The organism is Streptomyces sp. MMG1121 (genome assembly GCF_001280015.1).
In the GTDB taxonomy this organism is placed as follows: domain Bacteria; phylum Actinomycetota; class Actinomycetes; order Streptomycetales; family Streptomycetaceae; genus Streptomyces.
Genome location: NZ_LGDV01000204.1, coordinates 1 through 24,161, shown reverse-complemented (window position 1 = coordinate 24,161; position 24,161 = coordinate 1). Strand labels below are relative to the sequence as shown.

Here is a 24,161-nt window from a genome sequence, read left to right as displayed (position 1 = left end):
TTTTTGAAAGTGCGGAACTTACCCCCGGCCTACAACTGGTCAATTTAATATGTGCAATTGCACCCGTCCCAGAGGTCGCGCACAGCGGTTCCGACAGCCCTCCCCAGACTCCGACAAGGCCGCTCACAGGGCCACCTCCACGCCCCCGACCAGCGCACAAAAAAGATCGCGCTGGACCCGGCGGAGTCCAGCGCGATCTACGACGCACCCTGTGTCGCTGCCTACAACGTTCTCTTCGGCTTGGGCGTGGGCCCTGTTGGGGCAGGTCCCGCGTCGCTCGGAGCTAGGGTTCGGGCGCCTCGGCAGGTTGGGGGACCTGCCGTTTCGCCCGGTTATTCAGTTGTTCAGGCCTCGCTGCGCTGCTGCGGGATGCCCGCGAGCAGAGCGCGGACCTCAGCCTCGCGGTAACGGCGGTGCCCGCCGAGCGTGCGGATCGAAGTGAGCTTGCCGGCCTTCGCCCACCGCGTGACCGTCTTGGGGTCGACGCGGAACATGGTGGCGACCTCAGCCGGGGTCAGCAGCGGCTCGGCATCAGGGGTGCGAGCGGTCATGAGCGGCCTCCTCGGGAGAACCGAACCTTCTCGGTTCTTTCCTCTAAATTCTGCACCTTGACCCGCGTTGCCCGAAATGGCGGACGCGAGTCGAGTCGGTTATAGGACGAACGGCTTGTCCTCGGCACTACAACTACACCATCTGTCCAGCCGCGTCGGCCAAACCGATGGAATTGCCCTCCCAGGTGTTCATCAGCGACGGAAGCCGATGGACCATGCCATAGCGGACAGTCACGCCACTGTGACGATCAGTCACAGGGCGATCAGGAGTCACCAGACCCCCCAAAGCGTGCAATGCTGAGATTCCGCCCACCAGGGAGCACAGTTGGGCGAACAGAGCCCTCCCCGGACTCCTTGTCCTATTTTGGCATGAGGAGGGGCAAGGGACGCAAGGGCCCTGTACGTGCGGTCCGTCACGCTTCACCCATCCTTGACACATACGCCCGGATCGGGACCAACGTCCCGTCAGCAGGCGAAGTGCGGTTGACCGTACGCCGTCCGACGCCGCATCAGCCGTGACGTACGTCACTCAGTTCGCGGAGCGCCGGTCCCGTACCGACCGCCAGCGTTCCACCAGCCGGCCGTACGCCTCTCCGGCCGCCGCGCCGTCGCCCCGCCGCAGCGCCTCGATGCCGACGGCCACGTCGGCCGCCGAGTGGTCGCCCTCCAGCTCGCCGGCCGGCAGCACGTGCACCAGGCCGCCGTAGTCCAGTTCCACCAGCGAGCGCGGGTGGAACTCCTCCAGCCAGCGGCCGACATCCACGAGGCCGTCGATCAGCGGACCCTCCTCGACGGTGTCCCTCAGCGTGCGCAGCCCCCGCGCCACCCGGCGCCTGGCCTGCACCATGGGCGTGCGGTAGCGCAGCAGCGGGGGCACCTCGGCGGTCCCCTTCTCGTAGCGCCGCTCCTCGTCGGAGACCAGCACGAACCAGTTCAGCGGCACCTGCCAGGTCGCCGTGCGGATCCAGGGGCGGGCGTCGGGATTACGGGCGAGCCAGCGCTCGTAGTCCTGGGCCGCCTGGTGGCGCACCAGCGGCGGCAGCGCCGCGTCCAGCACGGGCGCGGGCAGCTCGTCCGCCAGCTCGCCGAGCGCCTGCCAGCCGCGCAGCCGGGTCCGCCAGGGACACACGCAGACCACCCCGCCGACCTCCGCCACGAAGGCGTCGCTGCTCTCGTGCACCGGCACCGCGACCGGCGGGGTGGGCAGCAAGTCGGCGAGGGAGCGGCGCAGTTCGTCCTGGTAGGAGGGGCGCTCGGGGCGCCGGGCGTAGCGCGTCCAGTGGCTGCGCTCCGGCTCGGGGAAGGCACCCAGCGGCTCGTACACGCGCAGGTACGCGGCATAGGGGACGACCACGGAGGACACCTTCGGCACGCCTGCTCCCTCCCCAACGGGCCCGGCTCGAAAACCGCTGCAAAACCACTGCAAATCGTCCCACGGACATGCGTGCACGAGCGGCCCGCGAGAGTGATCCTGAACACTGCGCAGATGGTGGTCGGACGGAGGCTCTACGCTCATGCCACAGCCACCGCCACCTGCACGGGGGCTGTGCCCCACTCGCCGCTAGTACACAGGAGTCACCACAGTGACCGACGTAACCGGCGCGTCTGCTGATGTCCTGCACACCCTGTTCCACTCGGACCAGGGCGGCCATGAGCAGGTCGTGCTCTGCCAGGACCGCGCCAGCGGCCTCAAGGCCGTGATCGCCATCCACTCCACCGCCCTGGGCCCGGCCCTCGGCGGCACGCGCTTCTACCCGTACGCGACCGAGGCCGAGGCCGTCGCCGACGCGCTCAACCTCGCGCGCGGGATGTCGTACAAGAACGCCATGGCCGGCCTCGACCACGGCGGTGGCAAGGCCGTGATCATCGGCGACCCGGAGCGTGACAAGACCGAGGAACTGCTGCTCGCCTACGGCCGCATGGTCGCCTCGCTCGGCGGGCGCTACGTCACCGCGTGCGACGTCGGCACCTACGTCGCCGACATGGACGTCGTCGCCCGCGAGTGCCGCTGGACCACCGGCCGCTCCCCCGAGAACGGCGGCGCCGGCGACTCCTCCGTGCTCACCGCCTTCGGTGTCTACCAGGGCATGCGCGCCTCCGCCCAGCACCTGTGGGGCGACCCCTCGCTGCGCGGCCGCAGGGTCGGCGTCGCGGGCGTCGGCAAGGTCGGCCACCACCTGGTGAAGCACCTTCGGGACGAGGGCGCCGAAGTCGTCGTCACGGACGTGCGCGCGGACACCGTCCAGCGGATCCTCGCGCAGTACCCCGAGGGCGTGACGGCGGTCGCCGACACCGAGGAGCTGATCCGGGTGGCGGGGCTCGACATCTACGCCCCCTGCGCGCTCGGCGGTGCCCTCAACGACGACAGCGTGCCGGTGCTCACCGCCAAGGTGGTGTGCGGCGCGGCCAACAACCAGCTCGCGCACCCGGGTGTGGAGAAGGACCTCGCCGACCGCGGGATCCTCTACGCGCCGGACTACGTGGTGAACGCCGGCGGGGTCATCCAGGTCGCCGACGAGCTGCACGGGTTCGACTTCGACCGGTGCAGGGCGAAGGCGGCGGGGATCTTCGACACCACGCTGGCCATATTCGCACGTGCGAAGGAAGACGGCATTCCGCCGGCCGCCGCGGCCGACCGGATCGCCGAGCAGCGGATGGCCGAGGCCCGTGCGAGCCGCGCGGCGCAGTGAGCCGGTCGCACACGTGAGCGGTACCCGTCGGCGGGAACTTAGAGAGAACTCTCACTTCCACCGGCGGGTCGTTCCCCGAGAAGTGGTTAAAATCGCCACTGACCAGCGAGGACAGGGCGCCTCGCAGGTCCTGTGCACACGCGCGTGGTGCGGGCGACGTACCGTATGGGCGCGGGCTCAGGTACCGTGGAAGCCCTACGGACCGGCCTCTCCACGGAGGGTCCGTTCCGGATCATGAACGCGTGTCAGACTCTGGGGCCGTCGAGCCCCGTCACCGAGGGGGTCGAGCCATGGGGCGCGGCCGGGCCAAGGCCAAGCAGACAAAGGTCGCCCGCCAGCTGAAGTACAACAGCGGTGGGACTGACCTGTCACGTCTGGCCAGTGAACTGGGCGCATCGACTTCGAGCCAGCCGCCGAACGGCGAGCCGTTCGAGGACGATGAGAACGACGACGACGATCTTTACTCTCGATACGCCGACCTCTATGAGGACGACGCCGAGGACGAGGACGAAGGTCCCTCACAGCACCGTCGCGGCGCTTGACCTAGTACTCAGCACCCGCCCGGTCGGTGGCACTGCCACCGACCGGGTTCTGTGCTACCCGCAGGTTCAGCGGGCGTAGTCTCCGACCAGCTCCGCGCCGGTCTCCTTGTCGCCGCGGTCCGTGATCTCGCCCGCCACCCAGGCGTCGACGCCACGGTCGGCCAGCGTCGCGAGGGCCACGTCGGTGGACTCCTCGGGGACGATCGCCATCATGCCGACGCCCATGTTGAGGGTCTTCTCCAGCTCCAGGCGCTCGACGCCGCCGGTCCTGCCGACGAGGTCGAAGATCGCGCTCGGGGTCCAGGTGGAGCGGTCGACGGTGGCGTGCAGCTCGTCCGGGATCACACGGGCCAGATTGGCCGCCAGGCCGCCACCGGTGATGTGCGAGAACGCGTGCACGTCCGTGGTGCGGGTCAGGGCCAGGCAGTCCAGCGAGTAGATCTTCGTGGGCTCCAGCAGTTCCTCGCCGAGGGTGCGGCCGAGGTCGGCGACCTCCGCCTCCAGGGCCAGGCCGGCGCGGTCCAGCAGGACGTGCCGGACCAGGGAGTACCCGTTCGAGTGAAGCCCGGAGGCCGCCATGGCGATCACCGCGTCTCCCTTACGGATGCGATCCGCGCCCAGCAGCCGGTCGGCCTCCACGACGCCCGTGCCGGCACCGGCGACATCGAAGTCGTCCGCGCCCAGCAGCCCCGGGTGCTCGGCCGTCTCGCCGCCCACCAGGGCGCACCCCGCGAGCACACAGCCCTCCGCGATGCCCTTCACGATGGCCGCGACGCGCTCGGGGTGGACCTTGCCGACACAGATGTAGTCCGTCATGAACAGCGGCTCGGCACCGCACACGACGATGTCGTCCATGACCATGGCGACCAGGTCGTGGCCGATGGTGTCGTAGACGCCCATGCGGCGCGCGATGTCGACCTTGGTGCCGACGCCGTCCGTGGCGGAGGCGAGGAGCGGACGCTCGTAGCGCTTGAGGGCGGAGGCGTCGAAGAGCCCGGCGAACCCGCCGAGGCCGCCGAGGACCTCGGGCCGCTGGGTCTTCTTCACCCACTCCTTCATGAGTTCTACGGCGCGGTCGCCCGCCTCGATGTCGACACCGGCAGCCGCGTAGGAGGCACCGGACTGGCTCTCAGACATTGCCTGGGATCTTTCGGGTTGAATGACGGGGCTTACGGGCGACGGATCGCGTCGGCCGCGGCCGTGGCGGCGGGGCCGGCCGCCAGCTCGGTCTCCAGCAGCTGCTTGCCGAGCAGCTCCGGGTCCGGCAGCTCCATCGGATACTCGCCGTCGAAGCAGGCGCGGCACAGGTTCGGCTTGGCGATGGTGGTCGCCTCGATCATGCCGTCGATGGAGATGTACGCCAGGGAGTCGGCGCCGAGGCTGGTGCCGATCTCCTCGATGGTCATCCCGTTGGCGATCAGCTCCGCGCGCGTGGCGAAGTCGATGCCGAAGAAGCAGGGCCACTTCACGGGGGGAGAGGAGATCCGGATGTGGACCTCCGCCGCGCCCGCCTCGCGGAGCATGCGGACCAGGGCCCGCTGGGTGTTGCCGCGCACGATCGAGTCGTCCACGACGACCAGGCGCTGGCCCTTGATGACTTCCTTCAGCGGGTTCAGCTTCAGGCGGATGCCCAGCTGGCGGATGGTCTGCGAGGGCTGGATGAAGGTGCGGCCGACATAGGCGTTCTTGACGAGACCCGCGCCGAAGGGGATGCCGGAGGCCTCCGCGTAGCCGATGGCGGCCGGGGTGCCGGACTCGGGCGTCGCTATCACCAGGTCGGCCTCGACCGGCGCCTCCTTGGCGAGCCGGCGGCCCATCTCCACGCGGGAGAGGTACACGTTCCGGCCGGCGATGTCGGTGTCCGGGCGGGCCAGGTACACGTACTCGAAGACACAGCCCTTGGGCTTCGCGTCTGCGAATCGCGAGCTGCGCAGGCCGTTCTCGTCGACCGCGATGAACTCGCCCGGCTCGATCTCGCGCACGAAGCTCGCGCCGCAGATGTCGAGGGCGGCGGACTCGGAGGCGACCACCCAGCCGCGCTCGAGGCGGCCGAGGACCAGCGGACGGATGCCCTGCGGGTCGCGGGCGGCGTAGAGGGTGTGCTCGTCCATGAAGACGAGGGAGAAGGCGCCCCGCACCTTCGGGAGCACCGCGTGGGCGGCCTCCTCGATGGTCAGCGGCTTGCCGTCCTCGTCGACCTGGGCGGCCAGCAGGGCCGTCAGCAGGTCGGTGTCGTTGGTGGCCGCGACCCGGGTGGAGCGGCTGTTGTTGTCGTTCGGGAGGGCGGCGACCATCTCGGCGAGCTGCGCCGTGTTGACCAGGTTGCCGTTGTGGCCGAGCGCGATGGAGCCGTGCGCGGTGGCACGGAACGTCGGCTGGGCGTTCTCCCACACGGAGGCGCCGGTGGTCGAGTAGCGGGCGTGTCCGACCGCGATATGACCCTGGAGCGAACCGAGCGAGGTTTCGTCGAAGACCTGGGAGACCAGGCCCATGTCCTTGAAGACGAGGATCTGGGAGCCGTTGCTGACCGCGATTCCCGCGGATTCCTGACCCCGGTGCTGGAGGGCGTAGAGCCCGAAGTACGTGAGCTTTGCGACCTCTTCGCCCGGAGCCCAGACGCCGAAGACGCCGCAAGCGTCCTGGGGGCCCTTCTCGCCGGGAAGCAGATCGTGATTGAGTCGACCGTCACCACGTGGCACGCCACCGAGTGTAGGCGAGGTCGACCACTGGTCCGAATTGGGGATACGCGACCGTAACGGATCAGGCCGTACGGATCACCTTGTCGGTTTCTTCGTTTGCCCTGGTCAGCGCGGTAGCGCGGGTTCCGGGGCGGTCGGCGCAGGGTCGCGGGGCGTCGCCCACGGGTGGGTTTGCCCGCTGCGCGAGTGAGGTGTCGCACACCGTGCGGGACGTCAACCGGGGCTCTGCCGGCTGAGGTGCACGCGGTCGCCGTCGCCGTCGGTGAGCGTCAGCGTGCCGTGGTCGGTCCTGGCGACGAGCGTGCCGGTGGTCAGTGCGCGGGCGAGGGCGCGCTCGAAGTCCATGCGCTCCGGCGCGCAGGCCATCCGGGTCGTGCGCAGGTCACCGAAGGTGACCCGGTCGCCGTGCACGGTGGCCCGGGCGCTGAACTGGTTGCAGCCGAGGTTGCCGGCTGCCTTGCCGTCCGCGTCGATGCGCAGCCGGGCGACGGCGGGCGCGTGCCGGGTCGTACCGCCGACGGTGAGGCCGTCGACCCGCCAGTCGATGCCGGTCACCGGCTGCTGGGGACTGCCCGCCACCGGCTGTGGGGAATTCACCGGACCACTGTCCGCCTTCCCGGTGCCGCACGCCACCGAGACCGCGACGAGCACGGCGGCCGCGGGTGCGAGGATCATGCGTTGCTTGTACCGGTTCATAGCGATTCGACGCCGGACCGGTCCTGCCGGTTCCGCTACGACATCAGCGGCAGCAGTGCCCCGATGTCCGCCCGCTCCCCGCTGGCGCTCACCTTGGCCTCCGCCAGGGCGTCCTTCCAGCCGACGCGGCCGGTGGCGAGCCGGATCCAGGTCAGGGGGTCGGTCTCCACGACGTTCGGCGGGGTGCCGCGGGTGTGCCGGGGGCCTTCCACGCACTGCACGACGGCGTACGGCGGCACCCGCACCTCGGTGGAGCCGCCGGGCGCCTTCACGGCGAGGGCGTCGGCGAGCAGCCGGGTGGCGGCGGCCAGGGCCCGGCGGTCGTACGGCACGTCCAGGCCGGGGACGGCGGCGTTGAGGTCGTCGGTGTGGACGACGAGTTCGACGGCCCGGGTGACGAGGTAGTCGTCCAGGGGCAGCGCGCCCGCGTTGGTCTCCAGCAGCCGGCTGCCGGGGTGTGCGTCGAGCAGTGTGCGCAGGGACGCGTCGACGTCGGCGAGGTAGGCGTCGAGGTCGGGGTGCCGGTCGGTGAGGCCCCGGGTGAACTCGTCGATCGCGGAGGCGTTGGCGGCGGTGGCGAAGGGCCACTGCTCGACGGTCACGCTCTGCCGGGGCGGGGCCGGCCGGTCGAGGGAGCGGGGGACGGCGGTGACGGCCATGCCGATGTGCGCGACCAGATCGCGTACGGTCCAGGCGCCGAGCCGCGTGGGCAGGGCGAGTTGCTCGGCGCTGAGGCCCCCGACGGCCTCCCTCGCGTTGCCGAGCTGGGCGAGGACGGCGGCGCGGGTCTTGGCGGGGTCGTAGCTGCGGGCACGCTTCTTGGCCGGAGACATGGGGTGAGCCTATGGGGTGGGAAAGACCCAGTGGTCGCCGTGGACGACCCGGCCGGCGAAGTCCACGTCCCGGTCGCCGGCGAGCCGGAAACCGAGGGTTGTGCAGATGCCGTACGAGGGGGCGTTGCCGGTCGCCGGGAGGGCGTGGACGTCGCCCCGGTCGGCATCGAACCCGACACGCAGATCCTCAAGAACCACGTCCGCCGAACCGACCCGGCCCGGCAGCGGGCCCCGCCCGGAAGCCGATCACCGGGCGGGGCCTGCACCGTCGTTCGAGGGACTACGCCAGCAGCGCGGGGATCGTCTCCTCGTGTGCCGTGCGCAGTTCCTCCAGGGTCAGCGCGAACTCGCCCTGGATCTCGACCGCTTCACCGTCCACGACACCGATGCGGGCCACCGGCAGGCCCCGCGCGCCGCACATGTCGTTGAAGCGGACCTCCTCCGAGCGCGGCACGGCGACGATCGCGCGGCCGGCCGACTCGGAGAGGAGGAAGGTGAAGGCGTCCAGGCCGTCGGGGACGACCAGACGCGCGCCCTTGCCGCCCAGCAGGGCGGACTCGACCACGGCCTGGACCAGACCGCCGTCGGACAGGTCGTGCGCGGAGTCGATCATGCCGTCGCGGGAGGCGGAGATCAGGATCTCGGCCAGCAGGCGCTCACGTTCCAGGTCGACCTTCGGAGGCAGGCCGCCGAGGTGGTCGTGGACCACCTGGGACCAGGCCGAGCCGCCGAACTCCTCGCGGGTGTCGCCGAGGAGGTAGATCAGCTGGCCCTCCTCCTGGAAGGCGACCGGGGTGCGGCGGGCGACGTCGTCGATCACGCCGAGGACCGCGACCACCGGGGTGGGGTGGATGGCCGCCTCGCCCGTCTGGTTGTACAAGGACACGTTGCCGCCGGTCACGGGCGTGCCGAGCTGCTGGCAGGCGTCCGCCAGCCCGCGCACGGCCTCCGCGAACTGCCACATCACCGCCGGGTCCTCGGGCGAGCCGAAGTTCAGGCAGTCCGAGACGGCCAGCGGCTTCGCGCCCGTCGTCGCCACGTTCCGGTAGGCCTCGGCCAGCGCCAGCTGCGCGCCCGTGTACGGGTCGAGCTTGGCGTAACGGCCGTTGCCGTCGGTCGCGATCGCGACCCCGAGGCCGGTCTCCTCGTCCACGCGGATCATGCCGGAGTCCTCCGGCTGGGCCAGCACAGTGTTGCCCTGCACGAAGTGGTCGTACTGCTGGGTGATCCACTTCTTGGACGCCTGGTTCGGGGAGCCGACCAGCTTCAGGACCTGGGCTCGGAGCTCCTCGCTCGAAGACGGCCGGGGCAGCTTGTTCGCGTCGTCCGACTGGAGGGCGTCCTGCCAGTCCGGGCGGGCGTACGGGCGCTCGTAGACCGGGCCGTCGTGCGCGACCGTGCGGGGGTCGACGTCCACGATCTTGCCGCCGTGCCAGAAGATCTCAAGCCGGTCGCCGTCCGTCACCTCGCCGATGACCGTGGCGATGACGTCCCACTTCTCGCAGATCTCCAGGAAGCGGTCGACCTTCGCCGGCTCCACGACCGCGCACATGCGCTCCTGCGACTCGCTCATGAGGATCTCCTCAGGAGACAGGGTCGAGTCGCGCAGCGGTACGTCGTCCAGGGTGACGCGCATACCGCCGGAGCCGTTCGACGCCAGCTCGCTGGTCGCGCAGGACAGACCCGCCGCGCCGAGGTCCTGGATGCCGACGACCAGCTTCTCCCGGAAGGCCTCCAGGGTGCACTCGATGAGGAGCTTCTCCTGGAAGGGGTCACCGACCTGGACCGCGGGGCGCTTCGACGGCTTGGCGTCGTCGAAGGTCTCGCTCGCCAGGATCGAGGCGCCGCCGATGCCGTCGCCGCCGGTCCGGGCGCCGTAGAGGATGACCTTGTTGCCCGCGCCGGAGGCCTTGGCGAGGTGGATGTCCTCGTGCCGCATCACGCCGATGGCACCGGCGTTGACCAGCGGGTTTCCCTGGTAGCAGGAGTCGAAGACGACTTCGCCGCCGATGTTGGGCAGGCCCAGGCAGTTGCCGTAGCCGCCGATGCCCGCGACGACGCCCGGCAGGACGCGCTTGGTGTCGGGGTGGTCGGCCGCGCCGAAGCGCAGCGGGTCGACCACCGCGACCGGGCGCGCGCCCATCGCGATGATGTCGCGGACGATGCCGCCGACACCGGTCGCCGCACCCTGATAGGGCTCCACGTACGACGGGTGGTTGTGCGACTCGACCTTGAAGGTGACCGCGTAGCCCTGGCCGACGTCCACGACGCCCGCGTTCTCGCCGATGCCGACGAGCAGGGCGTCGCTCTCGGGCGCCTTCTCGCCGAACTGGCGCAGATGGACCTTGGAGGACTTGTACGAGCAGTGCTCGGACCACATGACCGAGTACATGGCGAGTTCGGCGCCGGTCGGGCGGCGGCCGAGGATCTCCACCACACGCTCGTACTCGTCCTTCTTCAGGCCGAGTTCGGCCCAGGGCAGCTCGACGTCGGGGGTCGCGGCCGCGTGCTCGACCGTGTCCAGAGGCGTCCGGCTCATGCGTTGACCAGCTTCTTGAGGATCGAGGTGAAGAAGGGGAGGCCGTCGGTGCGGCCCGTGCCGATCAGCGGCTCGACGGCGTGCTCGGGGTGCGGCATGAGGCCGACCACGTTGCCCGCCTCGTTGGTGATGCCGGCGATGTCCCGCAGCGAGCCGTTGGGGTTGAAGTCGACGTAACGGAAGACGACCCGCCCCTCCGCCTCCAGCTTGTCGAGCGTGTAGTCGTCGGCGACGTACCGGCCGTCCATGTTCTTCAGCGGGATGTGGATCTCCTGGCCGGCGCGGTAATCACCGGTCCAGGCCGTCTCCGCGTTCTCCACCCGCAGCTTCTGGTCGCGGCAGATGAAGTGGAGGTGGTCGTTGCCGAGCATCGCGCCCGGGAGGAGATGGGCCTCGGTGAGCACCTGGAAGCCGTTGCAGATACCGAGGACCGGCAGGCCGGACTTCGCCTGCTCGATGATCGTCCCCATCACCGGCGAGAAGCGGGAGATGGCACCCGCCCGCAGATAGTCGCCGTAGGAGAAACCGCCGGGCAGCACCACGGCGTCGACCTGGTGGAGGTCCTTGTCCTTGTGCCACAGGGCGACCGGTTCGGCGCCCGCGAGGCGGATCGCGCGCCGGGTGTCCCGGTCGTCCAGGCTCCCGGGGAAAGTGACGACGCCAATACGAGCGGTCACTTGGCCGCCTCCGCGACTTCCGCGCCCTCTTCCACCTTGACGGTGAAGTCCTCGATCACGGTGTTGGCGAGGAAGGATTCCGCAAGATCGTGGATGCGGGCGAGCGCGGCCTCGTCGACAGGCCCGTCAACTTCCAGTTCGAAACGCTTTCCCTGACGTACATCCGAGATCCCGTCGAAACCCAGGCGCGGCAGCGCACGCTGGACCGCCTGGCCCTGGGGGTCGAGGATCTCCGGCTTGAGCATGACGTCGACTACGACGCGTGCCACTGGCACTCCCGGTGTGTGGTGCTGAGCAGGTTCCTTCAGACTACCCGTACAAAATTTCTACGCGAGTAGAGTTGGAGGAAAGTACGTGAGGCGCATCACGATCGGGTGTCGAAGCCGTGCCGTCGCGAAAAGTTCTGGGAAAGTTCCACAGTCCGCCCCGTCCGTCTATTGCACTGGGACACGCAGACGGATTTAGTCGGGCTTCACTTTGCATTGCCGGGCACTGTACAAATGAATTGGCAATAGCCGATACTCGGCATGTCATCGGCGTTGAGCTGTATCGACGTGCCGCACGAAGGGACCGATATTCGTGGCGCAAAAGGTCGTGGTCACTCTCTTTGACGACATCGACGGCTCGGAAGCGGCGGAAACGATCGCCTTCGGACTCGACGGCAAGTCGTACGAGATCGACCTGAACACATCCAACGCCAAGAAACTGCGCAAGGCGCTCGCGCCCTACGTCGAGGCCGGCCGCAAGCGGTCGCGGTCCGGCAAGGCGTACAAGCAGACGGAGGTCGCCCCCGACCCGGCGGCCGTCCGCGCCTGGGCCCAGGCCAACAAGATGGACGTTCCGGCCCGCGGACGCATCCCCAAGAAGGTCTACGAGGCCTTCAGCGCCGCGCAGTGAGCCCGCGAAGGGGCAGCCCTCAGGGTCCGTCAGCGGACCCTGAGGGCCGTGCACTTGGCTGTACGGGCCGCGCAGGGGGACCGACTTGCGCAACCCCCCACTCGATCAGCTAATGTCTGGGACACGCCGAGGGGCGAGGCCGAAAGGCCGAAACCCCGAGGACCATGCGGGTGTAGTTCAGTAGTAGAACATCCTCCTTCCAGGGGGAAGGCGCAGTGTGCGATTCCTGTCACCCGCTCTGGCACCGGTCACGACCACTCTTGTGGATCAGGTAGGCTGGTGCTCGCACCGATCGGTGGGAGCCGGTCGGAGGCAGTGCGGACGTAGCTCAGTTGGTAGAGCGCAACCTTGCCAAGGTTGAGGTCGCGAGTTCGAGCCTCGTCGTCCGCTCGGGAATAAGACCCCGGTCCTTCTGGACCGGGGTCTTTTCGTATCCCTGACTCTCTGACATTTGTCATGCCGGGTGATGACACCGCGCACTGCCGAACCGCTCCGGCCGCCGGGACTCTGGTGCCATGGACTACGACGAACACGAACACGTCATTGAGGTCACCGATCTCAAGCGTGTCTACGGGGGCGGGTTCGAGGCCGTACGCGGAATCTCCTTCTCCGTGACGCGCGGGGAGATCTTCGCCCTGCTGGGGACCAACGGCGCGGGCAAGACCTCCACGGTCGAACTGCTGGAGGGGCTCGCCGCACCGGCCGCGGGCCGCATCCGGATCCTGGGCCACGACCCCTACCGCGAGCGGGCCGCCGTACGGCCGCGCACCGGTGTGATGCTCCAGGAGGGCGGATTCCCTGCCGAACTGACCGTCGCCGAGACCGCCCGCATGTGGGCCGGGTGCACGAGCGGGGCGCGGCCGGAGGCGGACGTGCTGGAGCTGGTGGGGCTCGCCGGCAAGCACGCGGTGCGGGTCAAGCAGCTGTCCGGCGGTGAGCGGCGCCGGCTCGACCTGGCGCTCGCCCTGCTCGGCGACCCCGAGGTGCTCTTCCTCGACGAGCCGACGACCGGGCTCGACGCGGAAGGCCGCCAGGACACCTGGGAGTTGGTGCGCGCGCTACGCGACGCGGGCACCACCGTGCTGCTCACCACGCACTATCTGGAGGAGGCCGAGGGCCTCGCCGACCGGCTCGCGATCCTGCACGAGGGCCGGATCGCGCTCTGCGGCACCCCGGCCCAGGTCACCGCCGGCCGGCCGTCCCGGATGTCCTTCGAACTGCCCGACGGCTACTTCCTCGGCGATCTGCCGCCGCTGGCCGAACTCGGCGTCTGCGGGCACGAGAGCGAGGGCAGCGGCGTACTGCTGCGCACGACGCAGCCGCAGCGGACCGCGACCGGCGTGCTGACCTGGGCCGAGCGGGCCGGGGTCGAACTGCGCGCCCTGGATGTGCGTTCCGCCTCGCTGGAGGAGGCGTTCCTCGGGATCGCGCGCGAACAGGCACGGGAGACGGCGGCATGAGCGGGGCCGGGACATCTCACGGGGAGACGAGGGCGGTTCGCCTGAGCGGGTCCGGGGGCGCCTGGGCGCCGGCCTGGCGCCGGTTGCGGGCGCTGGGGCGGGCCGAGCTGGCCCTGCTCTGCCGTAACCGGGGAGTCGTGTTCACCGCGCTTGCCGTGCCGCTGCTGCTGCCGTTCAGCATGCGCCCGGCGCTCGACCAGATCGATCTGAAGAAGCACGGGCTGAGCATCGGCACGACCCTGCTGGTGGCCGCGATCGGCTTCTCCTTCCTCTTCGCCGTCTACAGCTCGCTGGTCAACGCCTACGTCGCCCGCCGCGAGGAACTCGTCCTCAAGCGGCTGCGCACCGGCGAACTCTCCGACGCCGAGATCCTCACCGGCACCGCGCTGCCCGCGGTTGGCATCGGACTCGCCCAGGCGGTGGTGCTGTCCGTCGCCTGCGCCGCGCTGCTGCACACGGGCGCGCCCAAGGCGCCCTATCTGCTGCTGCCGGGGCTGGTCGCCGGGCTCGTGACCAGCGCCGGGCTCGCCGCACTCACCGCGGCCTGGACCCGGACCGTGGAGAGCGGGCAGGTCACCGCACTGCCGATCATGTTCGTGACGATGATCGGCTCCGGGATCACCTTCCCGCCCGAGGTCATGCCCGAGCGGCTCGCCTCCGTCTGCGGACTGCTGCCGCTGACTCCGGCGATCCGGCTGGTCCGCGGGGGATGGACCGGCCAGTTGAGCGGGTACGAGGCCCTCGGCGCCCTGGGGACCGCGCTGGCCTGGGCGATCCTGGCGGTGTTTGCTGGACGGCGGTGGTTCCGCTGGGAACCGCGGCGGTGACGTACCGACTGTGACGGGGATGACGGGGGATGCGGGGGATGCGGGGATGAGCGGGCCGCGCGGCTGGTGGCGGGCCAAGAGCCGACCGGAGCAGGTGGAGACGTACACCCGCTGGTCGTTCTACTTCTTCGCCGTCGTGGAGATCGTCGGGGTGGGACTGCCCGCGGTCGGGCACGTGCCGTCCTGGCTCGCTGGCTGGCTGGTCACCGCCGTCGCCGTGCACGCGGTGGTGACCACGGCGACCTCCTCCCTGGCCCTGGACTGGACGCGAGGCCGGCGTGCCCGGCCGGTGCGGGCCCTGTGGGTGCTCGCCGCCTTCACGGTCCTCCTGACGGTGGCCGTCCTCGCGGTGCACCGGTACGGCGCCGTCGGCAGGGGCACCGGGGCCTCCGTGGGCACAGTCGCGGGCGGTCTGATGTCCTGGGGCGGGGGCATGCTGACGCTCGGGGTACGCAGCCGACGGCGCATGCTCGCGATCATCACCGGCTTCGCCGCCGGCGCGGGCCTGGCCCCGCTGCCCCTGGGCGTACCCTGGCCCGTCGCACTGGTCGGAGCGTTCTTGGTGTTCCTGTGCGCCGGATTCCTCGCCGTCACCTGCCTCTTCTCCGTCTGGCTGCTCGACTCCGTGTACGAGCTGGACGAGGCCCGCGAGACCCGGGCCCGGCTCGCCGTCGCCGAGGAGCGGCTGCGGTTCGGGCGCGATCTGCACGACGTCCTCGGGCGCAACCTCTCCGTCATCTCCCTCAAGAGCGAGCTGGCCGTCCAACTGGCCCGGCGCGGACGGCCGGAGGCGGTGGGGCAGATGGTCGAGGTGCAGCGCATCGCGCAGGAGTCCCAGCGCGAGGTGCGGGCCGTCGTACGCGGCTACCGCGAGGCCGACCTCGGGGTCGAACTGGCCGGCGCGCAGGGCGTGTTGACGGCCGCGGGGATCGACTGCGAGGTCGGCGCCCAGACCGCGGGGCTGCCCGCCGAGGTGCAGTCCGTGCTCGGCTGGGTGGTCCGCGAGGCCACCACCAACGTGCTGCGGCACGGCGATCCGGGCCACTGTTCCTTGCGCCTTCAGGTGCTGGAGGGGCGCGTGGTGCTGACGGTGGAGAACGACGGAGTGGCCGGAACCCCCGACGGGGGTGGGGGGTCCGGCCTCGCCGGGCTGCGGGAGCGGCTGGCCGTCGTGGGCGGGACGCTTCAGGCCGGGCGCGTCGGCGCGGACCGGTTCCGGCTGACGGCCGAAGTGCCGCTGACACAGGAGACGAAAGAAGTGAGCGGAGTCACGTTGTGAGCAGTCCGGTACGGCTGTTGCTCGCCGACGACGAGCATCTGATCCGGGGCGCCCTGGCCGCGCTGCTGTCGCTGGAGGACGATCTGCTGGTCGTCGCCGAGGCCGCGACCGGACCCGAGGCGCTGGCCATGGCCCGTGCCCACACACCCGACGTGGCCGTCCTCGATCTTCAGATGCCGGGCGCCGACGGTGTGAAGGTCGCCACATCCCTGCGCACCGAACTGCCCGGCTGCCAGGTGCTGATCGTCACCGGGCACGGGCGCCCCGGCCATCTGAAACGAGCGCTCGCGGCCGGTGTGCGCGGGTTCGTCCCGAAGACCGTCAGCGCCCGGCGGCTCGCCGAGATCATCCGGACCGTGCACGCCGGGAACCGTTACGTCGACCCGGAGTTGGCCGCCGACGCGATCTCCGCCGGGGACTCGCCGCTGACCCCGCGGGAGGCCGAGGTGCTGGAGCTGGCGGCCGACGGCGCGCCGGTCACGGAGATCGCCGAGCGGGCCGCGCTGTCCCCGGGAACCGTGCGGAACTACCTCTCCTCGGCCGTCACGAAACTCGGTGCGGAGAACCGTCATGCGGCGGTGCGTCTCGCACGGGAGCGAGGTTGGGTATAGTTGCTCTCGCGCCACGGCGCAGTGCGGACGTAGCTCAGTTGGTAGAGCGCAACCTTGCCAAGGTTGAGGTCGCGAGTTCGAGCCTCGTCGTCCGCTCCATGAAAAGGCCCCCGGTTCTCCGGGGGCCTTTCGCGTTACGCCCAGCCGAGGCCGGTGAGGCGCTCGTACGCCTCCACGTACTTCTGCCGGGTCTTCTGGACGACCTCGTCCGGCAGCGGCGGCGGGGGCTGCTCGCTCTTCCGGTCCCAGCCCGACTCCGCCGAGGTCAGCCAGTTGCGCACGAACTGCTTGTCGTACGAGGGCTGCGCGCGGCCCGGCTGCCAGGATCCGGCCGGCCAGAAGCGGGAGGAGTCCGGGGTGAGGACCTCGTCGGCGAGGACGAGCGTGTCGCCGTCGAAGCCGAACTCGAACTTGGTGTCGGCGAGGACGATCCCCCGGTCCCTGGCGATGTCCCGGGCCCGGCCGTACACGGCGAGGGTGGCCTGCCGCAGCTGGGCGGCGGTCTCGGCACCGACCTGGCGGGCGACCTCCTCGTAGGAGACGTTCTCGTCGTGCTCGCCGACCTCGGCCTTGGTGGCCGGGGTGAAGATCGGGGCGGGCAGTTCCGAGCCGTCGACGAGGCCTTCGGGCAGGGCGAGGCCGCACACCGTACGGGACTCGTTGTACTCGAGCAGGCCCGAGCCGGTGAGGTAGCCGCGGGCCACGCACTCGACCGGGACCATCCTCAGCTGCTTGCAGACCAGCGTGCGGCCCGCCCAGTCGGCCGGGGCGCCCTCGGGCAGCTCGGCGCTGATGACGTGGTTCGGGGCCAGGTCGCGCAGCTGGTCGAACCACCACAGGGAGAGCTGGGTGAGGACCCGGCCCTTGTCGGGGATCTCCGTGGGCAGCACCCAGTCGTACGCGGACATGCGGTCGCTGGCGACCATCACGAGGTCGCCCGCCTCGTTCTGGTACAGCTCGCGCACCTTGCCGGTGTGGAGGTGCACCAGGCCCGGAACCTGGATGGGCTCGGGCTTTTCTACGAATCCGGACACGGTTCCTCCCCGTGGTTCTGTCCAAGTGCCTCGATTCTCCCGTATGGGCTGGTCCAGTGCGGCCGGGGGGGTCGTCGGTCGAGTGCGCGGATTCAGTCGCGCTTGCAGATGCGGTCCAGCAGGTTCGCGGTGGCCCGCTGGACACGGGGGTCCATATGGCCGGGGCGGTCCAGGGCCGGGGACCAGGCGAAGGTGCCGGAGGCGAAGACCCAGGCGCCGGAGGGGGCGCGGTAGAGGGAGGTCTCCTGGTGGCGCAGGACGCCGTCGTTGTCGGTGTAGGGGGAGTGGGCGAGCAGGATGCGCTCTTCGTGCTCGGGCAGCGGAGTGCGCGGGAAGTAGCGGTCGGCCTCGCCGGCGACCAGGCCGTCGATCTCGTCGCCCTCGTGCGCGCCGGTGGCCTCCCACAGCCAGTGGCCGGCGTTGCGGACGATCAGCGGGTGCGGCTCGGGCACCCGGCCCGCGTACTGGATGCCGACCAGTTGCTGCTCGGGCCGGTCGACCTCCCGCCACAGCACCGGCTTTCCGGGGCCCTTGCGTTTGCGGCAGGTCAGCAGCCGGTCCGGGTCGCCGGACGGGGAGGCGCCCAGATCGACCTGCCAGTACATGGTGTTGGCGGACAGGAAGACCAGCGAGGTGCCCCGGTCGCGGGCGTCCTCGACGGCCCGGCGCATCGGCACCGACCAGTACTCGTCGTGGCCCGGGAAGACCAGGCCCCGGTAGCGGGTGGGGTCGATACGGCCGGCGTGCAGGTCGCGGGCGTCGGCGTAGGCGAGGTCGTAGCCGTAGCGCTCGGCCCAGCGGATGAAGTCGTAGGCGTGGCCGACGTGCAGGGGCAGGCCCGCGCCCGCGTACGGGCGGTCGAAGGAGACCGTGGTCGCCGCGTCGGCCTCGCCGAGCAGCCGGCCCTTCTCGTCCCAGGCGTGGTAGAGGCTGGCGCCGGTGCGGCCGTCCTCCGGGTAGAGGTTGTACGCCTGCCAGGTGATGTCCGGCAGCAGCAGGAGCAGGTCGGCGGGGTGGTCGTCGCGAACGGTGAACGGCACGTGGGAGCGGTAGCCGTCGGCGGTGGTGAGGACGGCCACATAGGCGCCGATGTTCCAGTGGGGAGGCACCTGAAGGCGCCAGGAGAGCCACCAGTGGTGGCAGGAGACCGTGCGGTCGGCGGTCAGCGGCCCGGGCTGGACGATGCCGGACAGCCGCGGGCTGGTGGTGATCTTGGAGGCGCCGTCACCGCCGTAGTGGCCGATGCGGTAGATGTCGACGCTGAACTCCTGGGGCGGGTCGACCGTGATGCGGAAGTCGATCGCCTCGCCGGGCGCGACCGCGCCGGTGGAGGTGAAGCCCTTGATCTGGCGGTGCACGTCGTCGGCCGAGCGGGGCCCGCCGGTGGAGCTGCGCGGCGCGGGGACGCGCGCGGCCGTGGTGGTGTGCTGGGTGGAGTCGACGCATCCGTCGACGTACCAGGGCACGACGTGCCCGGTGTCGTCGAAATAGGTCTCACTGCCGCGCAGCCAGGGCACCGGGCCCTGGCCGAAGGGGTCCGTGACGGCGTGCGCGAGTGCTCCGGACTCCCAGCGGCGGATGTGGTCCGAGGCCATGATCGCTCCCCTCCCTCAGGCCCCCGTGTCCTGTCTCGGTGGTGCTCGCTGTGCTCGTCGTGCGCACTGTGCTCGGTCGTACTGTCGTATGTCGCGCGCCTTTGCCAGGTGCGTGGTCGCTCACCAGCACATCACATAACGCACGGGCTCGGTCACTAGTCGTTGCGAATTGACCTGAAGTGGAAGACAGGACTCCCGTTTACACCAGTCGTACGGGCTTCTCTGGGCGTATTCCGGTCGCGGTCAGCCAGTCGCGCAGCGGGCCCGGGTCCCCCTCCTCGATCAGGCTGAGCACCTTGGGCGCGAGATCGGCGGCCCGCTCGCCGTCCAGCAGCAGGGAGGGGCCGTCCAGCCAGTCCAGGGCCGGGACCGCGCCGGCGGTGTCGACGGCCGCACAGCACACCATCGCCGTCACGTGGTCGGCGAGCAGATCGCGGCCGGTGCGCGGGGGCTGCAGCGGGACGAGGGGCAGCGCGTCGTCGTCCCACAGGGCGCTGTCGGGACCGTGGCCCGCCGCCGTCGCACCCCTCGGCACGCAGGCCTCCTCGCGGGCCAGCTCGGCGCTCAGGCCGGCGGCGAGGGCGGCGCTGCGCTCGGTGCCGCGATCGCCGTCCTCGTCCCCGTAAGGGTCTTCGGCGTCTTCGCGAGATCTGGCCCGGGGGTCTTCGGCGGTGAAGGGGGCCTGGTGCGGCAGGGCGGTGGCGGGCTCGGTGAGATGGTCCAGGACCCGGGCCAGGGTGGGACCGCCGGGATCGGGGGCCGTGGGATCGAGGGTGGGCAGGACGCCCAGGGAGTCCAGCACGCGGTGCAGCCGGGCCGCCTCGGCGCGCCAGGTGCGGTCCACGACCTCCTCCGGATACGCCTGCCAGTCCACCGGGGCCCAGTCGGGGCCGGGCTCGGCGGGGCCGCCGTGGAAGAGGCGGGCGGCGAGCAGCGAGGTGGCCTCGTCCACCGCGCCGGGCTCCTCCAGCAGATCGCAGGCGGGACGCTCGCCGAGCCGGGAGGCGAAACCCTCGGCCAGCCGGTCGCGCCGGGACAGCTCGGTGAGCGCCGCGACCACGCCCGCGTCCAGCCGGGAGGGCCAGCGGCCCATGCGCCAGGCGGGCAGCGCGACCCGGGTCAGCAGCCGGTCCCAGCCTGCGTAGGCGAGGCCCACCTGCTCCTGGGCGACGATCCTGAGGCCGTAGTCGACCGCCTGGGCGCGCTCGGCCGCTGCCGCGGCGACCCCTCTCTCCATCTGCGTCGCGTGCTCCCGGCAGCCGCGCAGCATCAGCCCTGCCGCCCAGCCGAGCCCCGCGCACACCGCGCGGACCGGCGGGCGGCGGCCGGGCGCCGAGGCGACCGCGAGCGCCGCGTCCAGCCCGCGCACGAAACGGCGGGCAGCAGCTATGTCGGGGTGGGCCGAAGGACCCGTACCGGCGACGACCGGGGCGAGGACCGCGCGCAGTTCGCCCACCCGCATCCACCACAGGAACGGGGAGCCGATCACCAGGACCGGCGCGACCGGCGTACGACGGTGGGCGTTCGGGCCCGCTATCTCGTCGGGCGCCGAGCGGGCGGGCGGGCCGTGGGCCGCGTGCGTACGGTCCTCCAGCCAGCTGTCGCAGTCCGGGGTGAGCGCCACGGCCGACGGGGCCGGCACGTCCAGCCGCTCGGCGAGGTCGCGCACCATCCGGTACAGGTCCGGGGCGGACTCCTCCGGGATCGGGACCGTGGGGGTCGTGGCGGGGCGGGCCCGGGCCACGACCAGGGCGATGCCGGCGGCGGCCAGCAGCACCAGCACGGCGAGCACGCCCACGGCCCAGCGGGCGGCGTCCCAGCCCGGGCCGACGAGGTGGCCGGTGGAGCCGCCGGTCAGCAGGATCACCGCGGCGCCCGCGGGCAGCAGGGCCGCGGCCAGCGCCCGGCCCCGGACCCGCAGGACGGCGAGGGCCCGGGATCGCGCGGCCTGTACGCACGCCTCCACACCGATTCCGCTCACGTGCCGCCCTCACCCCCTCGCTGCCGTTGCCGTGCTTGCCTGGTGGTGCTCACTCCCCCACTGTGGCACCCGCCACTGACATCGCAATGCCGGTGGGCCAAGTGCCGGAACGCTTGCGCGGCACCCTAGTTGGGGCCCCGGCCCCCGTCAGCCGTATGGGCGATTGCTCACTCGATGGAATGGCTTTGGTCAGAGGTGGGTGACAGACAGCAAAGATCAGGCCCCGGATCTCGGATCCGGGGCCTGGGTGGCAGCGGGGCCGTCGACGGGACCGACGACCGGGCCGGAGGCGGCGCAGGTCAGGCGCGGGCCGCCTGGGCTGCCTGGGCCTCCCGTGCGGCCTTCGCAGCGATGTCGGTGCGGTGCTGGGAGCCGTCCAGCCGGATCCGGTCCACCGCCCGGTACGCCCGCTCGCGCGCCTCGGTCAGGTCCGTCCCGGTGGCCGTGACGGACAGGACGCGCCCGCCCGCGCTGACGACGGCGCCGCCGTCCTGCTTCGTCCCGGCGTGCAGCACGTAGGCGTGCGGCGCGTCCTCGGCGGCCACCTCGGCCAGGCCGGTGATCGGGTCGCCGGTGCGGGGCGCGCCCGGGTAGTTGTGGGAGGCGACCACGACGGTGACGGCGGCGTCCTCGCTCCAGCGCAGCGGCGCCAGATCGGCGAGCGTGCCGTTCGCGGCGGCGAGCAGGACACCGGCCAGCGGGGTCTTCAGCCGGGCCAGCACGACCTGGGTCTCGGGGTCGCCGAAACGGGCGTTGAACTCGATGACCCGGACCCCGCGGCCCGTGATCGCCAGACCGGCGTAGAGCAGACCGGAGAACGGCGTGCCGCGACGGCGCAGTTCGTTCACGGTCGGCCGCAGGACCGTCTCCAGCACCTCCTCGACCAGCTTCGGATCGGCCCACGGCAGCGGCGAGTACGCGCCCATGCCGCCGGTGTTCGGACCCTCGTCGCCGTCCAGGGCGCGCTTGAAGTCCTGGGCGGGCTGGAGCGGTACGACGCTCTCGCCGTCGGTGATGGCGAAGAGGGACACCTCGGGGCCGTCGAGGAACTCCTCGATGACGACCCGGTCGCAGCCGGCGGCGTGCGCCTTGGCCTCGTCGAGGTCTTCGGTGACGACGACGCCCTTGCCGGCGGCGAGGCCGTCGTCCTTGACGACGTAGGGGGCACCGAAGGCGTCGAGGGCCTCGGCGACCTCTTCGGCCGTCGTGCAGACGTAGGAACGGGCGGTCGGCACCCCGGCCGCCGCCATGATGTCCTTCGCGAAGGCCTTGGACCCCTCCAGCTGCGCGGCCTCGCCGGACGGGCCGAACACCGGGATGCCCGCCGCGCGTACGGCATCGGCCACACCGGCGACCAGCGGGGCCTCCGGGCCGACGACGACCAGCTCGGCGCCGAGGCCCGCGGCCAGCTCGGCCACCGCCGCTCCGTCCAGCGCGTCGACGGGGTGCAACTCGGCAACCTCCGCGATGCCGGCGTTGCCGGGGGCGCAGTGCAGCGCGGTGACGTCGGGGTCGAGGGACAGGGAGCGGCACAGGGCGTGTTCGCGGGCGCCGCTACCGATGACGAGGACCTTCACGGGGGTCAGCCTACTGGCAAGGTTGCCGAAGGTTCGGGGGCGGGTTTGCTGGAGTTTCCTCCAAGGGGGTGGGGGACGGCAGGAGCGGGCGCCTGAAGTGGCAGGGGCGGAGAGGCGGCAGCCGTGGGGGCCGGGGCCGGAGAGACGGCAGCCGTGGAGGCCGGAGCCGCACAAGCCGCAGCCCTGGAGGCCGGGGCCGGAGAGACGGGAGCCCTGGAGGCCGGGGCCGGAGAGACGGCAGCCGTGGAGGCCGGAGCCGCACAAGCCGCAGCCCTGGAGGCCGGAGCCGGAGAGACGGGAGCCCTGGAGGCCGGGGCCGGAGAGACGGCAGCCGTGGAGGCCGGAGCCGCACAAGCCGCAGCCCTGGAGGCCGGAGCCGCACAAGCCACAGCCCTGGAGACCAGAAGCCGGAGCGCGCGGCCGGGCCGGAGAGGCGGGAGCTGGAAGAGGCGGGGCGAAGAGACCGGGATGGCAGGGGACCTGGAGGCAGGGAGGCCCGTACCGGAAACCGGGAGTCTCGGAGGCCGGGAGACCCGGAGACTGGGAAACCGGGAGGCCCGGACCGGAGACCCGGAAGCCGCGAAACCCGGAGCCCCCGAGATCGGGAAACCCGAAAGCCCGGACCGGAGACCCGGAAGCCGCGAAACCCGGAGCCCCGGAGACCCGGAATCCGGACGAGGCAGAGGGCCGGAAGAGGCGGGGCGAGGACGCCGGAAGCCGGAACAGGCAGGAACCGGGAGACCGGTGGCCCGGAACAGACCGGTGGTCCAGAACAGAACCGGTGGCCCGGACTGGCCCGGGGTCGGAGAAGCCCGGAGCCGAGGGGTTCAGGGCCCTCTACTCGTTCGAGACTTCCTCCACCACTGTCGCGCCCAGCTCCCGCACGATCAGTTCGTGGCCGGAGAGCGCCGACTCGTCCAGATCGGGGTCGTCGTCCTCGGGGATGTCGTCCTCGGGAGAGACGGGCGGCGGCTCGGGGGCGGACGTGGGCTGCGGGGTCGGCGCGGCCGGGGCTGCCGGTGCGGGCGCGGTCGTCCGCGGGGCCGGCTGGGGAGCCGCGGGGCGGGGTGCGGCCGGGGCGCCGTAGCCACCGCCGCCGGCGGGAGCGCCGCCGAAGCCGCCCGGCGCGGGGGGCGCGGAGCCGCCGGACGGGTCGATGACCGCCTCGATCTTCCACTGCACGCTGAACTGCTCGGCCAGCGCCTGTCGCAGTACGTCCTCGCTGCCGCTGCCAGAGAAGTTGTCCCGCGCACCGGCGTTGACGAAGCCGAGCTGGAGGGTCGTGCCGTCGAAGCCGACCACCTGGGCGTTCTGGCTGAGCAGGATCCAGGTGAAACGGCGGCGGTTCTTGACGGCTTCCAGGATGTTCGGCCAGAGCACCCGGGGGTCGAGGCCGCCGGTGGAGGCCACCGGGGCCGGCGCCGCCGGGGGCGTGGCCGCGGGTGCTGCGGGTGCTGCGGACGGCGTGGGGGCCGGGCCTGTCGGGGGCTGCGGCTGAGCGGGCCCGCGGCCCGGGCCCTGGCCTGGGGCCTGGCCCTGCTGTCCGCCCGCCGGGGCCGCGGCCGTGGGCCAGCCACCGGGGCGCCGGCCGCCGCCCGCGGAAGCGGCCGTGGGCCAGGCACCGGGGGCGGCGGGGCCGGGACCGGCAAGGGCGGCCGGGGGCTGCGCCGGCG

The 24,161-nt window shown here is 71.6% G+C and carries 21 protein-coding genes, 3 tRNA genes and 1 pseudogene; 10 read left to right on the top strand and 15 right to left on the bottom strand.

Translation table 11 applies throughout. The annotated features are described in order from the left end of the window. Nucleotides 1–344: 344 nt before the first annotated feature. Together bldC and ADK64_RS27685 are read right to left on the bottom strand one after the other, a co-directional pair. A complete protein-coding gene (bldC, locus tag ADK64_RS27690) occupies nt 345–551 on the bottom strand; it encodes a developmental transcriptional regulator BldC (RefSeq protein ID WP_003949541.1) in 207 nt (68 codons plus the stop codon). 529 nt (nt 552–1,080) lie between these two features. Further along, nucleotides 1,081–1,923 (bottom strand): hypothetical protein, encoded by an 843-nt coding sequence (locus ADK64_RS27685; RefSeq protein WP_053663179.1) that lies wholly within the window; start codon nt 1,921–1,923, stop codon nt 1,081–1,083. Nucleotides 1,924–2,134: 211 nt separating this feature from the next. Between ADK64_RS27685 and ADK64_RS27680 the strand changes: the two genes are divergently transcribed. Both ADK64_RS27680 and ADK64_RS27675 read left to right on the top strand, forming a co-directional pair. Continuing rightward, nucleotides 2,135–3,241, top strand: a complete 1,107-nt coding sequence (locus tag ADK64_RS27680) for a Leu/Phe/Val dehydrogenase (RefSeq protein WP_053663177.1) — start codon at nt 2,135–2,137, stop codon at nt 3,239–3,241. A gap of 290 nt (nt 3,242–3,531) precedes the next feature. Next, on the top strand, nt 3,532–3,783 hold the full coding sequence (locus ADK64_RS27675; protein ID WP_053663175.1) for a DUF3073 domain-containing protein: 252 nt from the start codon (nt 3,532–3,534) through the stop codon (nt 3,781–3,783). Nucleotides 3,784–3,849: 66 nt separating this feature from the next. Here the strand turns inward: ADK64_RS27675 and purM are convergent, their stop codons facing one another. The 8 genes from purM to purS all read right to left on the bottom strand — a co-directional run bounded on the left by purM (nt 3,850) and on the right by purS (nt 11,496). Then, a complete protein-coding gene (purM, locus tag ADK64_RS27670; protein ID WP_053663173.1) occupies nt 3,850–4,920 on the bottom strand; it encodes a phosphoribosylformylglycinamidine cyclo-ligase in 1,071 nt (356 codons plus the stop codon). 32 nt (nt 4,921–4,952) lie between these two features. Beyond that, nucleotides 4,953–6,482, bottom strand: coding sequence for an amidophosphoribosyltransferase (gene purF / locus ADK64_RS27665; RefSeq protein ID WP_053663172.1), 1,530 nt, complete (start codon nt 6,480–6,482; stop codon nt 4,953–4,955). A 213-nt stretch (nt 6,483–6,695) separates the two neighbouring features. Continuing rightward, nucleotides 6,696–7,157: an META domain-containing protein gene (locus ADK64_RS27660; RefSeq protein WP_234384717.1), complete on the bottom strand. Its 462-nt coding sequence runs from the start codon at nt 7,155–7,157 to the stop codon at nt 6,696–6,698. 56 nt (nt 7,158–7,213) lie between these two features. After that, nucleotides 7,214–8,011 carry a maleylpyruvate isomerase family mycothiol-dependent enzyme gene (locus tag ADK64_RS27655; RefSeq protein ID WP_053663168.1) on the bottom strand — a complete coding sequence of 266 codons (798 nt, stop codon included), beginning with the start codon at nt 8,009–8,011 and terminating at the stop codon, nt 7,214–7,216. A gap of 9 nt (nt 8,012–8,020) precedes the next feature. Further along, nucleotides 8,021–8,209, bottom strand: a complete 189-nt coding sequence (locus tag ADK64_RS27650; protein WP_053663166.1) for a hypothetical protein — start codon at nt 8,207–8,209, stop codon at nt 8,021–8,023. A gap of 82 nt (nt 8,210–8,291) precedes the next feature. Continuing rightward, entirely contained in the window at nt 8,292–10,550 is a 2,259-nt protein-coding gene (gene purL, locus ADK64_RS27645) for a phosphoribosylformylglycinamidine synthase subunit PurL (RefSeq protein WP_053663164.1), read from the bottom strand. After that, nucleotides 10,547–11,227 (bottom strand): phosphoribosylformylglycinamidine synthase subunit PurQ, encoded by a 681-nt coding sequence (purQ, locus tag ADK64_RS27640; RefSeq protein WP_053663162.1) that lies wholly within the window; start codon nt 11,225–11,227, stop codon nt 10,547–10,549. The genes purL and purQ overlap by 4 nt, the downstream gene beginning before the upstream one ends. Further along, nucleotides 11,224–11,496, bottom strand: a complete 273-nt coding sequence (gene purS, locus ADK64_RS27635) for a phosphoribosylformylglycinamidine synthase subunit PurS (protein WP_053663160.1) — start codon at nt 11,494–11,496, stop codon at nt 11,224–11,226. The genes purQ and purS overlap by 4 nt, the downstream gene beginning before the upstream one ends. Before the next feature lie 310 nt (nt 11,497–11,806). Here purS and ADK64_RS27630 point away from each other — a divergent pair, with 310 nt between their 5' ends. The 8 genes from ADK64_RS27630 (at nt 11,807) to ADK64_RS27595 (ending at nt 16,400) form a co-directional block, all read left to right on the top strand. After that, entirely contained in the window at nt 11,807–12,124 is a 318-nt protein-coding gene (locus ADK64_RS27630) for a histone-like nucleoid-structuring protein Lsr2 (RefSeq protein ID WP_053663158.1), read from the top strand. A gap of 166 nt (nt 12,125–12,290) precedes the next feature. Next, nucleotides 12,291–12,362, top strand: a tRNA-Gly gene (locus ADK64_RS27625). Nucleotides 12,363–12,441: 79 nt separating this feature from the next. After that, nucleotides 12,442–12,514: transfer RNA gene (locus tag ADK64_RS27620), tRNA-Gly, on the top strand. A 125-nt stretch (nt 12,515–12,639) separates the two neighbouring features. After that, a complete protein-coding gene (locus ADK64_RS27615) occupies nt 12,640–13,584 on the top strand; it encodes an ABC transporter ATP-binding protein (protein ID WP_053663156.1) in 945 nt (314 codons plus the stop codon). Continuing rightward, complete coding sequence (locus ADK64_RS27610; RefSeq protein ID WP_078992864.1) at nt 13,581–14,411, top strand: ABC transporter permease; 831 nt, start codon at nt 13,581–13,583, stop codon at nt 14,409–14,411. The genes ADK64_RS27615 and ADK64_RS27610 overlap by 4 nt, the downstream gene beginning before the upstream one ends. A gap of 46 nt (nt 14,412–14,457) precedes the next feature. Further along, nucleotides 14,458–15,690, top strand: a complete 1,233-nt coding sequence (locus tag ADK64_RS27605; protein ID WP_078992863.1) for a sensor histidine kinase — start codon at nt 14,458–14,460, stop codon at nt 15,688–15,690. Further along, on the top strand, nt 15,687–16,301 hold the full coding sequence (locus ADK64_RS27600) for a response regulator transcription factor (RefSeq protein WP_053663152.1): 615 nt from the start codon (nt 15,687–15,689) through the stop codon (nt 16,299–16,301). Before ADK64_RS27605 ends, ADK64_RS27600 begins: the two co-directional genes overlap by 4 nt. A 23-nt stretch (nt 16,302–16,324) precedes the next feature. Then, nucleotides 16,325–16,400: transfer RNA gene (locus ADK64_RS27595), tRNA-Gly, on the top strand. A gap of 35 nt (nt 16,401–16,435) precedes the next feature. Here ADK64_RS27595 and ADK64_RS27590 read toward each other — a convergent pair. The 5 genes and pseudogenes from ADK64_RS27590 to ADK64_RS27570 form a co-directional block, all read right to left on the bottom strand. Then, a complete protein-coding gene (locus ADK64_RS27590) occupies nt 16,436–17,335 on the bottom strand; it encodes a phosphoribosylaminoimidazolesuccinocarboxamide synthase (RefSeq protein WP_053663150.1) in 900 nt (299 codons plus the stop codon). 92 nt (nt 17,336–17,427) lie between these two features. Beyond that, on the bottom strand, nt 17,428–18,930 hold the full coding sequence (locus ADK64_RS27585) for a N,N-dimethylformamidase beta subunit family domain-containing protein (RefSeq protein WP_053663148.1): 1,503 nt from the start codon (nt 18,928–18,930) through the stop codon (nt 17,428–17,430). A gap of 199 nt (nt 18,931–19,129) precedes the next feature. After that, complete coding sequence (locus ADK64_RS27580; RefSeq protein WP_053663146.1) at nt 19,130–20,911, bottom strand: hypothetical protein; 1,782 nt, start codon at nt 20,909–20,911, stop codon at nt 19,130–19,132. 299 nt (nt 20,912–21,210) lie between these two features. Then, nucleotides 21,211–22,488 carry a phosphoribosylamine--glycine ligase gene (purD, locus tag ADK64_RS27575; protein WP_053663144.1) on the bottom strand — a complete coding sequence of 426 codons (1,278 nt, stop codon included), beginning with the start codon at nt 22,486–22,488 and terminating at the stop codon, nt 21,211–21,213. An 837-nt stretch (nt 22,489–23,325) separates the two neighbouring features. Next, nucleotides 23,326–24,161, bottom strand: a pseudogene (locus ADK64_RS27570) (DNA polymerase III subunit gamma and tau); the annotation flags it as partial.

Coding starts and splice junctions, on each gene's coding strand:
- ADK64_RS27675 (WP_053663175.1), top strand. CDS start 3,532: ATGGGGCGCGGCCGGGCCAAGGCCAAGCAGACAAAGGTCGCCCGCCAG.
- ADK64_RS27585 (WP_053663148.1), bottom strand. CDS start 18,930: ATGGCCTCGGACCACATCCGCCGCTGGGAGTCCGGAGCACTCGCGCAC.
- ADK64_RS27610 (WP_078992864.1), top strand. CDS start 13,581: ATGAGCGGGGCCGGGACATCTCACGGGGAGACGAGGGCGGTTCGCCTG.
- ADK64_RS27605 (WP_078992863.1), top strand. CDS start 14,458: ATGAGCGGGCCGCGCGGCTGGTGGCGGGCCAAGAGCCGACCGGAGCAG.
- ADK64_RS27660 (WP_234384717.1), bottom strand. CDS start 7,157: ATGATCCTCGCACCCGCGGCCGCCGTGCTCGTCGCGGTCTCGGTGGCG.
- ADK64_RS27615 (WP_053663156.1), top strand. CDS start 12,640: ATGGACTACGACGAACACGAACACGTCATTGAGGTCACCGATCTCAAG.
- purL (WP_053663164.1), bottom strand. CDS start 10,550: ATGAGCCGGACGCCTCTGGACACGGTCGAGCACGCGGCCGCGACCCCC.
- bldC (WP_003949541.1), bottom strand. CDS start 551: ATGACCGCTCGCACCCCTGATGCCGAGCCGCTGCTGACCCCGGCTGAG.
- purM (WP_053663173.1), bottom strand. CDS start 4,920: ATGTCTGAGAGCCAGTCCGGTGCCTCCTACGCGGCTGCCGGTGTCGAC.
- ADK64_RS27655 (WP_053663168.1), bottom strand. CDS start 8,011: ATGTCTCCGGCCAAGAAGCGTGCCCGCAGCTACGACCCCGCCAAGACC.